This is a genomic window from Wolbachia endosymbiont (group A) of Cydia strobilella, from assembly GCF_964026745.1.
GTDB lineage: Bacteria > Pseudomonadota > Alphaproteobacteria > Rickettsiales > Anaplasmataceae > Wolbachia > Wolbachia pipientis.
The window spans coordinates 444671-459179 of sequence record NZ_OZ034694.1 but is presented as its reverse complement, the minus strand read 5'-3'; the positions used below and the strand labels follow the sequence as shown (position 1 = coordinate 459179).

Here is a 14509-nt window from a genome sequence, read left to right as displayed (position 1 = left end):
ATAAACCTTCAACTAGTTCCACTTATTCACTATACTGCTATAGATTTTATAGCAATATAGTGAATGAACATTTTTAAGCAGATTTCTTCTCTAATCTTTAGTAAATTGAATGAGTTGAAACAAAGGGGTGTTATAAGCACAAGTGCAGCAAACTTTATCATAGAGCCTCCAAGCAATAGAGTCCATGGAGACATTTACACAAATGTTGCTATGGTGCTTGCAAAGCATGAAAAGAAGAATCCCATTGAAATTGCAGAGGTTTTAGCCAAAGAATTTGAACTTTTTGATGAAGTTGCAAAAGTGGAAATAGCAGGCTCTGGTTTCATCAACATGCACTTAAAAATAGAAGTGTGGCATGGAATTTTAAAACAAATAAATGAGCTAAAAACAGAGTTTGGCACCCTAGATATAGGGAACAATCAGGCCATTAATGTTGAATTTGTATCTGCAAATCCAACTGGTCCACTGCATATTGGTCATGCAAGAGGGGCAGTATTTGGTGACGTTCTGGCAAATTTATTGAAAAAAGTTGGTTATAAAGTTACTAAGGAATACTATATTAATGATGCTGGAGCGCAGATAGATACGCTAATTCGGTCAGTATATTTGCGGTATAAGGAAGCTCTGGGAGAAAAAATCAGCATCGAAAAAGGTTTATACCCAGGTGAATATTTAAAACCAATAGGGACTGGGCTGGCCAAAAAATATGGCGCAGAGCTTCTAGAAAAGCAAGATAATCAAGTGATTAGAGACTATACTTTAAGTTCTATCTTAGAAATCATAAAGGAAGACATGAACTTACTTGGAGTAAATCATGATGTTTTTACTTCAGAGTATGAGCTACAAAAAAGTGGCAAAATTGAAGAGAGTATAAAGATATTGTCTGACAAGGGTCTAGTGTATGAAGGGTACCTGGAGAAACCAAAAGGCAAAGAAAGCGAAAATTGGACTTCCAGAAAAGAGATGCTATTTCGCTCTACAAAATTTGGTGATGACGTTGACCGTGCATTGAAGAAAGAGGACGGCAGTTGGACTTATTTTGCCTCGGATATCGCTTACCATTTTGATAAGATATCGCGTGGTTTTAACAATATGATCGTAGAGCTTGGTAGTGACCACGGCGGTTATGTCAAAAGACTCAAAGCAGTCGTCTCTGCGCTCAGTGATGATCAAGCAAAAATAGAGGTAAAACTGCATAATATTGTGAATTTTTTCGAGAACGGCAAACCTGTTAAGATGTCCAAAAGATCAGGAAACTTCCTAACAGCAAGAGATGTAGTGGAAGAAGTTGGCAGGGACATAACTCGTTTTATAATGCTAACACGCAAGAATGATATGGTCTTGGACTTTGATTTTGCTAAAGTTAAAGAACAGTCAAAAGACAACCCTATTTTTTACGTGCAATATGCGCATGCTCGTGCTCATTCGTTAATGCGTAATGCTCCAAAAGAGCTCCCAACAGCAGATCCTTCACTTTTAAGGACAGGTGGAGAGCTCTTCCTCATAAAAACCTTAGCAAAGTGGCCAGATGTGGTAGAAATTGCAGCAAGGCTTTGTGAGCCACACAGAATTACTTTCTACTTACTTGAAGTTGCAGAAGCGTTTCACGTTTTATGGGGGTATGGCAAGAGTGATTTAAACATGCGTTTCATACTGGAAGACAACTTAAACCTCACCGCTGCAAGAATGTTTCTCGTGCAGGCCTTAGCACACGTCATCGCTTCTGGACTTTCTATCTTCAATATAGAGCCTTTGGAAGAGATGAGTTGATTTTTTTATGCAAGATTGTTTTTTCAACGAATAGAGAAGTTGACAAAATTAAGTAAAAATGTTATAGTTTATAGTAGTATTTTCTGGTTAATATATGGCTCACAGTCAAAAAAAGCTCAATGTTAATGTAAGTTTTGACAGTAAATTGGCTCAGTATCTTACAGAAATGGCAGAGACTCAAAATAAAACTATTCCTGAAGTTTTAGTAGATTTAGTGGAAGAAGAGTTCGAAGAAGATGTAGAGCTATCCAAAATAGCTGACGATCGCCTCTCTGAAGGTGAAGAAGAAGTAGAGGATGATGAAAACATCTGGAAATAAAACTTACACTATAAAATTCTTAAAAAATGTTATTGAAAAAGAAATTCCAGCTCTTCCGGCAAAGATTAAATTAATGGTTCAGGAGGCCATAAAGAAACGCCTTACAGTTGATCCTTTTAATCTAGGAAAGCCTTTATGTCATAGCTTTAGAGGGCAATATAGGATAAGGGTTAGCAACTACCGTATAATTTACATCATAAATCATTCAGAACGTAAAGTACTTATTACTGCAGTGGGGTATAGAAAAAACATTTACAAACACAGAAGATTACACAATTAAAAATATAAGAAAGATCTCACCGCTGCAACTTGTCCAAGCCTTAGCACACGTCATTGCTTCTGGACTTTCTATCTTTAATATAGAGCCGTTAGAAGAAATGAGTTGATTTTTTTTGTTACAATATGTAATGATCAAAATATTATTCAAAGTAGGGTAAAGTTATGACGATCAGTTTTAGGGAGTATTCAACTGTATTCACTGAAGTTGCGGAACAGACAGATTTAAATGGAAATAACATAATTGAAAGAATAAAAGGGCATTAGCATAGATCCCGCTAACAAGCAGCGGGATGACGGTTGTCAGGGTGTCAGGCTAGTACCTTCTCTTGTCATCCCAGTGCCCAGACACTGGGATCCAGAAAAGTTTGCTTGTGAACAAGCAAACTAGCATGGAAAGTGGTTACAACATTTTCGATGAGATTATATGGAAAACTGTATTCCAGTGTCAAGCACTGGAATACATCACAGGGGCACTGGAATGACACCCTTTACGGGCTCTTAAATTGCAACTATAAATGTTTAAGAAATTTACCAAATGAAAAAAAAGGCAAAAAAAGCCCCATGGTGGTTGGCTATTTACTATGTACTAAAATATCGGCGTTTTTTTTATTCTAAAACGCTTGATTAAGAGCGATTTAGCTGCTTTTAACTTGCAACTAACCTACACCGCAAGTGTTTAAGAAATTTACTAAGCAGGAAAAAAGGCAAAGAAACCCCGTAGTAGCTAGCATTCAAATTCTCCCTTGTCAATTTGACGTTTTTTGCTGTCTTAAACGCTTTGTAAGCGCGTTTCGGCTTATATAGGTAAAAACCCAGAAATTTTTAAAGACATGCGATGCACGTAGTGCGAAAAATTAAACATGAGACGCCAAATACCCTAAGTTTTTTGTCATTAACCTGCACAGATTGCGAAGATAAATAAATAGCTTCAGTTTCATGATAAGGGGGTTGGCGAAGGGTGTCAAGTAATTCCGTTCCTTATGGGTAAAAAAAGAGAAACTCTAAGTTGCAGCCGCACAATGTTTCTCTTTTCTGCTGTTGATGATTATTTCGCCTATTGTAACTGCCGCTAGAATAAAGCAATAATATACCTGTGTTAATAAAGAAATAGGTGATACAGAGGCGATGCTACCTGCTAGCAATAGTTGGGAACCATAAGGTAAGATACCTTTTGTAGCACAAGCAAAAACATCTAATAAGTATGCGCTGCGATGTGGCGCAATACTGTGTTTTTGTGCAAGCCTTTTTGCAATGCCACCACTTAGTAAAATAGCAATGGTATTATTGGCAACTAAGGTAGTAAACATAGACGCAATTCCTGCTATCACAAATTCAGCTTTAGTTTTTGTGATATTGCTTTCATCGATGAGTTTATGCAACGCTTTTTGACCTTGCTTGTACATTATATGGCTCAATCCACCGATAAATAGAGCAAATATCACTATTTCGTTTACTTTTTTGAAACCGTTATACACGTCATGAGGAAATTGAATGATAGCATAGTCAAAAAAAGTTATTCCTAGCACACCAGCAATAATTATGTTTATAGTTATTGTTACTAAAGTGGCGACTTCAAGCAGCCCCATGATTATTAAAGAAATGTAAGGAATAATTTTTATTATAGAATAATAATCTAAATTTGATATAGAAATAATTTTTGTACTATTTGAGGCAACTGCTAGGTAGATGAGTGTTATAATGCTGGCAATAAGTGCAACTTTAGAGTTCATTTTAAGTTTATCTTTTGCTGAAGCTTCCTGTGAAGAAACAGATGCAATGGTGGTATCAGATATCATCGAAAGGTTATCGCCAAACACGGCACCACCTACTACAGTTGCAGTTCCTATTTCGAGACCAAAAGCTCCACTTTTTGCCAGATTAACAGCTATAGGTACCATCAGCGCAACAACTCCCATAGATGTGCCAATTGCAGTTGAAATAAAAGCAGAAGCCAAAAATACTCCAGGCAGCAGTAATCTTGCTGGAAGGAAATTAAGAATTAAATTAGCAACAGTGTCTGCGCTACCGATTGATTGAGTCACCGCAGAAAATGCTCCAGAAAATAAAAAAATTAAACACATAGTAAGGGTGTTTTTGTCACCCATGCCCTTGATAACAGTATCGATGTTATGCTGAATTTTATTTGTACCACGTGAGACAGCAAAAAATAGTGCTGGTAATAAGCAGATTACTGGTGAAACCTGATGAAGTGGATTATCAGTTCCGATAAAAGAAAAATAAGCACCACTTCCAAGATACAAGATTAAAAAAATAATCAAGGGGACAAAAGCTGTCATTTTACTGTACCTAAACTTATAACTATAACTAATTAAGTGGTTTTAAGCAAGTTTGGTTTTCACTAGTTCTACAGGAAGTCAATAGCAGAGTTTTAAACTTCATATTTAATCTACTAAATAAATAGCACATGTAGCTTATTGCTTGACAATAGGATCTAATTGTTGTCTAGATTCCAGCATCACGCGCACAACTGTACGAACATTTGTTTGCGAAGAAATGTTATAGCTGGTTTTGCCTCAAACACAAAGATGTCATCCGAGTAGCTGACTACTTGGATCCAGAAAATTTTGCTGCGAGTAAGCAAATTTGTTTGGTGAGCATAGAAAGTGGAATGTGTAAGCGCAGCCTCAACAGGTTGTCATCCAAGTAGCTGACTACTTGGATCCAGATTGGATACTGAGTTGGTGAGTATAAAAGTATAGCTAACGCGAGCTCTACGTCATACCGCCGCAGAATAATTAACCGTCATACCGCGATTCATTCGCGGTATCTCTAGATCCCGCTAACAAGCAGCGGGATGACGGTTGTCGTTTAGCTATAAATATTTAAGAAATTTACTAAACAGAAAAAAAGGCAAAAGAAGCCCCATAGTTGGCTAATTACTTACATTATACTTTCAAGTATGGCGTTTTTTTATGTTTTAAACGCTTTATAAGCGCGTTTCAGCTTATGTAGGTAGAAGTTTGATAAAGACATAAGGTGCACATAGTGCAAAAAATTAAACATGAGACGCCAGATACGTGAGTTTTTTTGTCATTTAATCTGTACAGAGAAGATAAATAAATAGCTTCAGTGTTTATGATAAGGGGGCTGGCGGAGTTTGTCAAGCAAGTTTTTTATTTCTAGCGGTTGTTGCCAAAAACTATACAAGAAGTCTATTGAAATTACGTATATCAATCGTTGTAAAATCACACAATTGCTCTGTAGAGCTATGCCCTGTAATAATTACTATACCATTTTGCTCAGAGCGTATTGAGATTAGGTTCAGCACTAATTCACACGTTGCACTATCAAGATTACAAAATGGTTCATCTATCAGCCAAACGTTTGCATTAGAAATCAAGAGGCGAGCAAGCGCAACTCTCCTTTTCCAGCCTGCAGAAAGTTCGCCATATCTAATATTAAGTACAGGTTGCAACTGCAAGCAACAAATAGCTGCCACAATCAATTCTCTAGTATTTCGTATTCCTGCCCAGAATTCTACGTTTTGAGCAACAGTTAAGCTATCTTTACAGGCATTCTTATGGCCTATATAGACCATAGAAGATATATAGGATTTTGGATCATCATATATATCTTTTCCGCAGTGCCTTATATTGCCTGATACCGGCGGTAAAAGTCCAGATAAACTTCTAATTAAGCTGGTTTTACCACTACCATTTGGACCAGTGATTAGAATCTTTGATTTTAGCTCAGCTTTAAAACTGAGATTCTTAAATAGTACCTTATTATTACGAGTGCAGGATAAATTTTCACATTCAAGCATGGATTATCTGCCCTTTCCCTTATGTTTACCTTGAGTTGAAGCCTGAGCTTTTACAAACAGCTCCCAAAATCCTTTCTGTCCGCCTTCTCTATGTATCAATTGTGCAAAACGCTGCATTAAACCATTACCCATCATAACCATCTTTGTCCATTTACCTACCGGTTTTGCTATGTCAACTATTTCTGGATCTTCTTTATAAACTTGCACATCTTTTTGTTTCTCGCGTAGCGTTTCTTGTTGTTTCATCAACTCTTTTTGCTTATTTTTTTGATATAATTCATTGAATTTTCTGTCTTCTTCCCACTCTTCTTTAAAAACTTTTCTAGGAAATATGATTTTTCTAATGCGATTTTTGTATATTTTTCTCAAAAAGAGAAATACTGCAGCTACAGCAAGTAATGTTACGCTATATAATATGATCTGTGTAAGTGGCATTTCCTGTATCTAATTCATTAAAAATACCCCTACTATTATACCATAATTATAGAAATTGTGCAATTTTTTTGCGGGTAAAGACAATATAAAAGCAGTACTGCTCTATTTCGAAAATTGCGCAAATATCTGACGAACGGGCTTGTATGTAATAAGGTTTATTTCTATACTTCTTAAAGAATTTAGAAGTAAAACAAATATGAACTGCTATAAAACTCATACGTGCAATGAACTGAGGAAGAACGACGTAGAAAAGGAAGTTACCCTTTCTGGATGGTTATATCGTAAGCGCGACCATGGTAACCTAATTTTTGTTGATTTAAGAGACTTCTACGGAATCACTCAGCTAGTATTTAATAATGACAAAGACTTTTTTGATGAGATATCAAATTTAAAATTGGAGAGTGTAATTACTGTTACAGGAATAGTTGAAGCTAGAACTGAAGATACGGTAAACAGCTCTATTTCTACCGGAGAAATCGAGGTGATAGTTAACAATTTGCGCGTTGAGTCGGAAGTTGAGTTCCACTTTGATGAAGAAATAGCAAAAGAAGAAAGAAGTATATTGGCAAGCATTACCGGCGAGCAAGAATACCCAGAAAACATGAGATTTAAATATCGATTTCTTGACTTAAGACGTGAAAAAGTCCGCAACAATATTATTTTGCGCTCACAAATTATTGCAGAGCTCCGCAAGCTCATGATAGAGCGAGGATTTTTAGAGATTCAAACTCCAATACTCACTGCTTCCTCTCCTGAAGGAGCACGCGACTACCTAGTGCCAAGCAGGCTAAATCCTGGCAAGTTCTATGCATTGCCACAAGCTCCGCAGATTTTCAAACAGTTGCTCATGGTTTCAGGGTTTGATAAATATTTCCAAATTGCACCGTGTTTTCGTGATGAAGACGCAAGGGCTGACCGTTCTCCGGGAGAGTTTTATCAGCTAGATCTTGAAATGTCTTTTGTAACTCAAGAAGACATCTTTCAGATTATTGAGTCTACCTTATATAGAGTGTTTGCTAAATTTTCTCGCAAGTCTGTCGATAAAGATTTTCCACGCATTACATACAAAGAGGCAATGCTTAAGTATGGTTCTGACAAGCCAGATTTGCGTAATCCACTATTAATCAGCGATGTTACAGAAATTTTTCGTGATTCAGGGTTCAATATTTTCAAAAGCAATATTGAGCGTGGTATGGTAGTGAGAGCCATCCCTGCACCTAAAACAGCAGAGGAACCACGCAGCTTCTTTGATAAAAAGATAGAACATGCGCAAAAAGAATTCGGTGCTAAGGGTCTCGGATATATAACGTTTGATAAAGATGGAACTGCGAAAGGCCCAATTGCTAAATTTCTTGATGAAAATAGGCTAAACCACATAAGAGAAGCAACAAACATAGAGCCAGGAGATAGTGTATTTTTTGCTTCTGACAAAGAGAATGAGGCGGCAAACATTGCAGGAAAAGTACGCACTCTTTTAGGGTCAGAACTCAGTCTTATAGATGATAATATCTTCAAGTTTTGTTGGATCATTGATTTTCCATATTTTGTATATGACGATAAAAGTAAAAAAATAGATTTCTTTCATAACCCATTCTCCATGCCACACGGTGGTCTGAAAGATTTAGAGGACAAAAATCCACTGGATATCCTTGCTTACCAATATGATCTTGTTTGCAATGGAATAGAACTGTCAAGTGGGGCGATTCGTAATAACAAACTGGATATCATGTATAAAGCTTTTGCCATTGCAGGTTATAGCCGGGGAGAAGTTGATACAAGATTCGGTGCACTTGTACGTGCATTCAGATTTGGTGTTCCTCCTCATGGTGGAATAGCACCAGGAGTTGATAGAATAGTTATGCTGCTTGCTGATGAGCCAAATATTCGTGAAGTAATCTGTTTTCCTATGAACCAGCAAGGTGAAGATGTTCTAATGGGTGCTCCTTCCAAGGTGGAGGATAAGCATTTACGTGAATTATCCTTGAAGGTTATTGAATGAAAAATTTTATAGCAAGGAGCACCGGTTAATGATATATTAGGTTATGTTAAATTGAAAGACCATGAATAATATCCAAAAAGCAATACTATCGGGCATGATCTGTAACATGATTGTGTGGTATGAACTCACTCTTTTTGGAGTATTAACAGATACAATCATCAACGTTTTTTTCCCATCAGAAGATCATTATTTGAGTACACTCAAATTCCTTGGTGTTTTTGCAATTGGTTTTGCGTTTAGACCAATTGGTGCAGTAATTTTTGGTTATATGGGAGATAAGTATGGCAGAAGAAAGACTTTACTTACTTCAGTAATATTAATTTCAATATCATCCACAATTATGGGAATTATACCTGGGTATAAAGAAATAGGGTTGCTTTCACCTGTATTGCTTGTGTTTTGTAGAATAGTGCAAGGAATAACTGCAGGAGGTGAAACAAGCATTAATACAGCATTTACGATAGAGCATTCAAAAGATAAAAAAAATCTAGGTTTCTTAGGAAGTATGAAGCCCTTTAGCGGAGCCCTTGGAACGCTCTTATGCATAACAATGATATTTATCTGCAAAAGAGTTACAGGTGAGAACTATGAAATATGGGGATGGAAGTTGCTTTTTTATTTTTGCTTTTTTTGGGGGACAATAGGTTTTTTAACTAGGTACATATTAAAAGAAAGCTTAGCATATAAAACTAATAAGTACGCTAATAATTTAGCACATTCACCATTGTTAGAACTAGTAAGAAACTATAAAAGACCGCTTATTATTTCAATCAATCTGGGAATTGCTCAGAATGCAATTGTCTACGCAGCAATAATGTTTTATAATATATCAATAAAAGAGCTAGTTATTTTATCTATTAGTGTTAAAGATTTAATGAGGATAGTAATACAGGTTGTATTTGCAGCATCTGCGGTACTTTTTGCAATTTTATCTGATAAAGTTGGAAGAAAACGCGTAATGATTCCTGTACTGATTATGCTATCTCTGATTGGTACATGTGTATTACCATTATTATCTTCCGTTAACCACTATGTCGTAATAATAACTTACTTATTGATTACTATACCAGTAGGTGCATCTTTTGGAATATATGGTTCTGTTATTTGTGAACTGTTTCCAACAAAAGTAAGATGCACTGGCGTAAGCTTAGCAAATAATATATCTGCAGGAATTTTTGGTGGCCTTTCTCCATACATATGCATGTGGCTTATAGAAAAAACCGAAACAAAACTTGCAGCAGGCATTTATCTTACTGCCTGCGCATTAATTAGCCTAATATCTGTGCTTCAAATTAAAGCCAAAGACAGAAAAGTTGATTGGTGAAATCGTTTCAGTCGAAAAATAGCGCTTCAATGGATTTTTCGATGTGTTTAGTGATAGGAGCGGTGATAGTGATTTCTTTATTGTTTGGCAGTTTTAAAGATAAAGAATGCGAATGAAGGTGAATTTTATTTGCTATCCCATCAATAAAAGCTTTTTTACCACCATATTTACCGTCACCAAGAATAGGGCAATTTATATGAGCTAAATGTGCACGTAACTGATGGGTTCTGCCGGTAATTGGTTGTAATTTTAAATAAGCAACATTGTGTTTGGATTTTGCTATAATTGAAAAATGCGTAGTGGCATTCTGAGGTGAATTTTCATCAACGACCACTTTTTCTTGACCTGAAACATATTTTTTCACCAATGGATAGTCTATTGTTCCACTATCCTTGCTCGGTATGCCAGAAGTTAATGCTAAATAAGTTTTTTTTACTCTTCGTCCTTTAAATTCTTCCATAAGGTATCTGGCAACATTAGCGTTGCGTGCGAATATTATCACTCCACTCGTATCTCTATCTAGCCTATGGACAATTTTAAATGTTTCTCCCTCTCTTATTTGGTCAAGCAAATCACTCATGCTAATCTTTACTTTTACGCCACCTTGAACGATGACCCCTGCGGGTTTGTTTATAGCTAGTATATATTCGTCTTCATATAATATGTTCTCTCTTAGTAGATTCACTAACTTTTCATTATATTTGCGATCAGAATTAGCGTTTTCAATATAATTCAAGTGCTTCAGCGTTATAGTTTGCCCAGAATTTACTCTATCACTGGACTTTGCTTTGCAATCATCAACTTTGATTAATCCTTTCCTTAAAGATTTTTCAATTACAGATTGCTTTAGATCAGGAAAGATTCTTCTGATGTACCTATCCAGCCTAACGTTATCGTCTTCTATTAATATGGTTTTTATACTTTGTAGCATTCCATTATTTATAATGAATATCTAGTGAAATGTCAATTATTGGTGTCATTCCAGTGTCAAGCACTGGAATGACACCGAAGGGGCTACTGCCGTCATAAAGGAACCAGTGTCAGCTACTCGGATGACAGGAGAAGGAGACTACTGAGATGACAGCTAGCCTGACAACCGTCATCCCGCTGCTTGTTAGCGGGATCTAGAGATACCGCGAATGAATCGCGGTATGAAGGTTCGCGGCGGCATGACGTAGAGCTTGCGTTAGCTATACTTTTATACTCACCAACTCAGCTGGATCCAAGTAGTCAGAGCACTGGGATAACAAAAAAAGGAGGGCACTTGGATGACGGGAGAAGGAGCTATTTGGATGACATCGTTTACTATACAATGTTTGTACAGTTCTGGATAAAAAAATTAGCTAACAAATTTATAAACATCAGTATACAGCTCATCAACGCTTGGTTCTTTACTATTTTTGGCAAAATCTTCCGACTTTTTTACTAAATCACGTATTTCCTTATCAATTACTTTGCACTCTTCTTCTGAAGCCATTTTATTATCTGTCATGTATTTCTTTAAAGTGCTTATAGGGTCATGATTTTGCTTCATATCTTCAACTTCTTCTTTTAAGCGATAAGTAGCAGGATCTGACATTGAGTGACCGCGATATCGATATGTCTTCATTTCAAGCAGGATAGGCCCTTTTCCGCTGCGTGTGTGTTCCGCTGCTTCGCTTGTAGCCTCATAAACAGAGAAAAAATCCATTCCATCAACTTGTTTTCCAGGAATACCAAAACTTTCTCCTCTTTTATATAACTCTGTTACTAAAGTTGACCTTTGCACGGAGGTTCCCATTGCGTATTCATTATTTTCTATGATGTAAACCACAGGCAACTCCCACAAAGATGCCATATTAAACGATTCATATACTTGTCCTTGATTTGCAGCACCGTCGCCAAAATATGTAAATACCACATTATCTTTTTTCTTATATTTATTAGCAAATGCTATTCCTGTGCCAATTGGAACTTGTGCTCCCACTATTCCATGCCCGCCGAAGAATTTTTTTTCAACGTCAAATACGTGCATCGAACCACCTTTACCTTTCGAGCATCCTGTTTCTTTGCCGGTAAGCTCTGCCATTACAACATTTGGATCAGAATCACATGCGAGCATTAAGCCATGGTCTCTATAACTTGTGATAAAAGCGTCACCTAATTTTGATGCAGCTTGAGTTCCAACTGCAACTGCTTCTTGTCCTATTGATAGGTGACAGAACCCGCCTATTAATCCCATCCCATATAATTGTCCTGCTTTTTCCTCAAATCTGCGTATGAGTAGCATTTTCCTGTAGAATCCAATTATCTGTTCTTTAGTGAAATTTTCTGCTTTCATATCGATTTCTTTTTCATTAAACTAACACAATACCAGGAATTTTAAATTTTTGCTAATGAACTATTACCACTGGCTTGAGGCTTTTCACGTTATCTCTGTTATCATGTGGATGGCAGGTATGCTTTATTTACCCAGGCTTTATGTCTACCATGCAACTGTAAAACCGGGATCGGAAAATGATAGCTTGCTTCAAACAATGGAAAAGAGGCTACTTAGATATATCATAAACCCTGCAATGCTTTTCTCACTTGGTCTTGGAATTACACTAATGGTTATTAGGGAAGCATATCGTGAAGGATGGTTTCATGTAAAAGCATTTGCAATACTTTTGATGTTAATTATTCATATGCTACTTGCAAAATATAGGAAAAATTTTGCAATGGGTTCGAATAAGAAGTCACATATTTATTTTCGCGTTTTAAATGAAGCAGTTACAGTATTGATAATAGTTATAGTTATTATGGTTGTTGTAAAACCTTTTTGACTGACCTTACCCAAAAAAAGCAGAAAGCTCGTATCTGTTCAGATGCATGGCTAATGTACAATACTGAAATAAAAATTCCAGTGCTCCCTTTCTTGTCATCCCAGTGCTTGACACTGGGATGGCTTTGTTGCATCGCTCTTCGGATAGTAGGTAACGCACAATAAATTTATGAAGCTATCTCAAATTTAGCCATACCAATATCAGTGAACTTATTGAGCAAATAGCATTTAACAAGTAGTTCCTTCTCTCTATTTGTCTCAGATTTATTCCTAAAACTAAACCCGAATGTTTGTTTCAGTCGCGAGAAAAAACTTTCTATATAAGATCTTTTTCCATAACTCATCTCTTTTTTCCACTTCTTTATACTATCTTCATCATATGACTTTATGAGCTTGACTGCAGAATTTCTCTCAGCCATATAGTCTAACTTTGGATGCTCTGCTGCGTTGTTTTTCGGAGGAATTTTCGTTTTTATACCATATTGATTACACAGCTTATAGAGCTTTTCTCTGTCATATGCCCTATCTGCATATAGTACTTTTATGACATACTGAAAATCGACTTCTTTTAGCAAATCACAAGCTCCATAGTGATCAGAGTAGACACCGTTACTGTATTTTACAGCTATGGCTTTTTTGCTGTTTGTATTCAACATTACATGCAATTTTCTTGTCTGTTCATAGCTGCGATACTTTCTATCTTCGCTATTTTCTTTGCTATGACCAGGAGTGTTGTTGTATATACTAATTCCTGTACTGTCTATAGCAATTTCGATATCTTCCATATTATTTTTATCAATTCTGCAATCATTGATCTTAATATTGAGTTTCTTAAACCTTCTTGATGATTGTGAATAGCTGATAACTTGCAAATTTTTCCCAATTTGCTCAAGGTATCCTGCTATAAACCCAACTGTTTGCCTCAGGCCTATTCTAAATAAACAAGTTATTATGTGCACCAAAATTACAACTTTATCGCTATAAATATTGTTGCCACCTGGTATTTTTGGACCATTCTCGTACCACTTTTCTATGGCTTCGTTGATATAATGAAAAATATTTCCTCTTTTTTCTAGAAATTTGTTATATTCGCTATGGTTACTGACCCTCATTTTTTGTGGCATATTTTTTCTTTCAAGGTTAAATGGCTATTTTATAATGAATTTTGTCAGTAGCCACCAGATTTTTTCAGTTGCTATGCAACAAAGCCCACTGGGATCCAGCTTTCTTTACAAATTCACCAAAAGTGCTTCATTCTATAACGCAAAACCCATACTCACCAAACTCAATGCATTACTTGCAATTAAGTTTCCTGGATGCCAGTGTCAAGCTACTCGGATGACACCATTCTTTTTCCTGGATCCCAGTGGGCTTTGTTGCATCGCTAGCTATGATGGATAAAGATAAAAAAGGTAGAGAATATCAGTAGCTTATTATTCTGGTATTTATAACAAGAACGGTCAGTGAATACCTAAATTTGAGTAAAAGAAATTTCACTACCACTCACTAATCCGGCTAAAATTCAAGAATTTCAATGCTTTAGCTATTTTCAATAGAATTAAATTTATTAATATAAATAATAAATTACTATTCTTAAATTTGATCAGATTGATTGCAAAAAAACAAGATTTTCAATAGGTTGCTTATAATCCTAACTATAGTTAGCCTTTCATAAGTAGCGATGCAACAAAGCCATCCCAGTGTCAAGCACTGGGATGACAAGAAGAGGGCACTGCCCTCTTGGATGGAAGCCAGTGTTAGCTACTTTCATGACACCCTGACAACCGTCATCCCGC

Annotated in this window: 16 protein-coding genes; 9 read left to right on the top strand and 7 right to left on the bottom strand. The window is 36.3% G+C overall.

Translation table 11 applies throughout. From position 1 onward, the window contains the following. The first annotated feature begins 63 nt into the window (after nucleotides 1-63). The 4 genes from argS to AAGD76_RS02180 all read left to right on the top strand — a co-directional run bounded on the left by argS (nucleotide 64) and on the right by AAGD76_RS02180 (nucleotide 2850). A complete protein-coding gene (gene argS / locus AAGD76_RS02195) occupies nucleotides 64-1770 on the top strand; it encodes an arginine--tRNA ligase (RefSeq protein WP_010962564.1) in 1707 nt (568 codons plus the stop codon). Between the two features lie 94 nt (nucleotides 1771-1864). Continuing rightward, a complete protein-coding gene (locus tag AAGD76_RS02190; protein WP_010962565.1) occupies nucleotides 1865-2089 on the top strand; it encodes a hypothetical protein in 225 nt (74 codons plus the stop codon). Continuing rightward, on the top strand, nucleotides 2070-2369 hold the full coding sequence (locus tag AAGD76_RS02185; RefSeq protein ID WP_010962566.1) for a type II toxin-antitoxin system RelE family toxin: 300 nt from the start codon (nucleotides 2070-2072) through the stop codon (nucleotides 2367-2369). Before AAGD76_RS02190 ends, AAGD76_RS02185 begins: the two co-directional genes overlap by 20 nt. Nucleotides 2370-2694: 325 nt before the next feature. After that, nucleotides 2695-2850 carry a hypothetical protein gene (locus tag AAGD76_RS02180; protein WP_167513690.1) on the top strand — a complete coding sequence of 52 codons (156 nt, stop codon included), beginning with the start codon at nucleotides 2695-2697 and terminating at the stop codon, nucleotides 2848-2850. A gap of 519 nt (nucleotides 2851-3369) precedes the next feature. Here AAGD76_RS02180 and AAGD76_RS02175 read toward each other — a convergent pair. Further along, on the bottom strand, nucleotides 3370-4665 hold the full coding sequence (locus AAGD76_RS02175) for a Na+/H+ antiporter NhaC family protein (RefSeq protein ID WP_341820306.1): 1296 nt from the start codon (nucleotides 4663-4665) through the stop codon (nucleotides 3370-3372). Between the two features lie 203 nt (nucleotides 4666-4868). On the opposite strand from AAGD76_RS02175, the gene AAGD76_RS02170 reads away from it, so the two are divergent. After that, a complete protein-coding gene (locus AAGD76_RS02170) occupies nucleotides 4869-5036 on the top strand; it encodes a hypothetical protein (RefSeq protein ID WP_155975180.1) in 168 nt (55 codons plus the stop codon). A gap of 492 nt (nucleotides 5037-5528) precedes the next feature. Here the strand turns inward: AAGD76_RS02170 and ccmA are convergent, their stop codons facing one another. Beyond that, nucleotides 5529-6152: a heme ABC exporter ATP-binding protein CcmA gene (gene ccmA / locus AAGD76_RS02165; protein ID WP_007548816.1), complete on the bottom strand. Its 624-nt coding sequence runs from the start codon at nucleotides 6150-6152 to the stop codon at nucleotides 5529-5531. 3 nt (nucleotides 6153-6155) lie between these two features. After that, nucleotides 6156-6587, bottom strand: a complete 432-nt coding sequence (locus AAGD76_RS02160; RefSeq protein WP_174515653.1) for a hypothetical protein — start codon at nucleotides 6585-6587, stop codon at nucleotides 6156-6158. A 196-nt stretch (nucleotides 6588-6783) separates the two neighbouring features. On the opposite strand from AAGD76_RS02160, the gene aspS reads away from it, so the two are divergent. Continuing rightward, on the top strand, nucleotides 6784-8586 hold the full coding sequence (gene aspS, locus AAGD76_RS02155) for an aspartate--tRNA ligase (RefSeq protein WP_007548818.1): 1803 nt from the start codon (nucleotides 6784-6786) through the stop codon (nucleotides 8584-8586). Nucleotides 8587-8647: 61 nt separating this feature from the next. Then, the gene (locus tag AAGD76_RS02150) at nucleotides 8648-9910 is read left to right on the top strand and encodes an MFS transporter (RefSeq protein ID WP_038198717.1); all 1263 of its coding nucleotides are present in this window, start codon (nucleotides 8648-8650) and stop codon (nucleotides 9908-9910) included. 7 nt (nucleotides 9911-9917) lie between these two features. Here the strand turns inward: AAGD76_RS02150 and AAGD76_RS02145 are convergent, their stop codons facing one another. Then, the gene (locus tag AAGD76_RS02145) at nucleotides 9918-10841 is read right to left on the bottom strand and encodes an RluA family pseudouridine synthase (protein WP_006279888.1); all 924 of its coding nucleotides are present in this window, start codon (nucleotides 10839-10841) and stop codon (nucleotides 9918-9920) included. A gap of 408 nt (nucleotides 10842-11249) precedes the next feature. Next, complete coding sequence (gene pdhA, locus AAGD76_RS02140; RefSeq protein ID WP_006279887.1) at nucleotides 11250-12230, bottom strand: pyruvate dehydrogenase (acetyl-transferring) E1 component subunit alpha; 981 nt, start codon at nucleotides 12228-12230, stop codon at nucleotides 11250-11252. A 55-nt stretch (nucleotides 12231-12285) separates the two neighbouring features. Between pdhA and hemJ the strand changes: the two genes are divergently transcribed. Next, on the top strand, nucleotides 12286-12714 hold the full coding sequence (gene hemJ, locus AAGD76_RS02135; RefSeq protein ID WP_010082641.1) for a protoporphyrinogen oxidase HemJ: 429 nt from the start codon (nucleotides 12286-12288) through the stop codon (nucleotides 12712-12714). Between the two features lie 6 nt (nucleotides 12715-12720). On the opposite strand, the gene AAGD76_RS02130 is transcribed toward hemJ, so the two are convergent. Next, a complete protein-coding gene (locus tag AAGD76_RS02130) occupies nucleotides 12721-12873 on the bottom strand; it encodes a hypothetical protein (protein ID WP_264339374.1) in 153 nt (50 codons plus the stop codon). A gap of 7 nt (nucleotides 12874-12880) precedes the next feature. Continuing rightward, nucleotides 12881-13837 (bottom strand): IS5 family transposase, encoded by a 957-nt coding sequence (locus AAGD76_RS02125; RefSeq protein WP_209472359.1) that lies wholly within the window; start codon nucleotides 13835-13837, stop codon nucleotides 12881-12883. Nucleotides 13838-13910: 73 nt separating this feature from the next. On the opposite strand from AAGD76_RS02125, the gene AAGD76_RS02120 reads away from it, so the two are divergent. Beyond that, nucleotides 13911-14114 (top strand): hypothetical protein, encoded by a 204-nt coding sequence (locus AAGD76_RS02120; RefSeq protein ID WP_341820305.1) that lies wholly within the window; start codon nucleotides 13911-13913, stop codon nucleotides 14112-14114. The last annotated feature ends 395 nt before the right edge of the window (nucleotides 14115-14509 follow it).

Coding starts and splice junctions, on each gene's coding strand:
- hemJ (WP_010082641.1), top strand. CDS start 12,286: ATGAACTATTACCACTGGCTTGAGGCTTTTCACGTTATCTCTGTTATC.
- AAGD76_RS02145 (WP_006279888.1), bottom strand. CDS start 10,841: ATGCTACAAAGTATAAAAACCATATTAATAGAAGACGATAACGTTAGG.
- AAGD76_RS02120 (WP_341820305.1), top strand. CDS start 13,911: ATGCAACAAAGCCCACTGGGATCCAGCTTTCTTTACAAATTCACCAAA.
- argS (WP_010962564.1), top strand. CDS start 64: ATGAACATTTTTAAGCAGATTTCTTCTCTAATCTTTAGTAAATTGAAT.
- AAGD76_RS02160 (WP_174515653.1), bottom strand. CDS start 6,587: ATGCCACTTACACAGATCATATTATATAGCGTAACATTACTTGCTGTA.
- ccmA (WP_007548816.1), bottom strand. CDS start 6,152: ATGCTTGAATGTGAAAATTTATCCTGCACTCGTAATAATAAGGTACTA.
- AAGD76_RS02175 (WP_341820306.1), bottom strand. CDS start 4,665: ATGACAGCTTTTGTCCCCTTGATTATTTTTTTAATCTTGTATCTTGGA.
- AAGD76_RS02125 (WP_209472359.1), bottom strand. CDS start 13,837: ATGCCACAAAAAATGAGGGTCAGTAACCATAGCGAATATAACAAATTT.
- AAGD76_RS02185 (WP_010962566.1), top strand. CDS start 2,070: ATGAAAACATCTGGAAATAAAACTTACACTATAAAATTCTTAAAAAAT.
- pdhA (WP_006279887.1), bottom strand. CDS start 12,230: ATGAAAGCAGAAAATTTCACTAAAGAACAGATAATTGGATTCTACAGG.
- AAGD76_RS02190 (WP_010962565.1), top strand. CDS start 1,865: ATGGCTCACAGTCAAAAAAAGCTCAATGTTAATGTAAGTTTTGACAGT.
- AAGD76_RS02150 (WP_038198717.1), top strand. CDS start 8,648: ATGAATAATATCCAAAAAGCAATACTATCGGGCATGATCTGTAACATG.
- aspS (WP_007548818.1), top strand. CDS start 6,784: ATGAACTGCTATAAAACTCATACGTGCAATGAACTGAGGAAGAACGAC.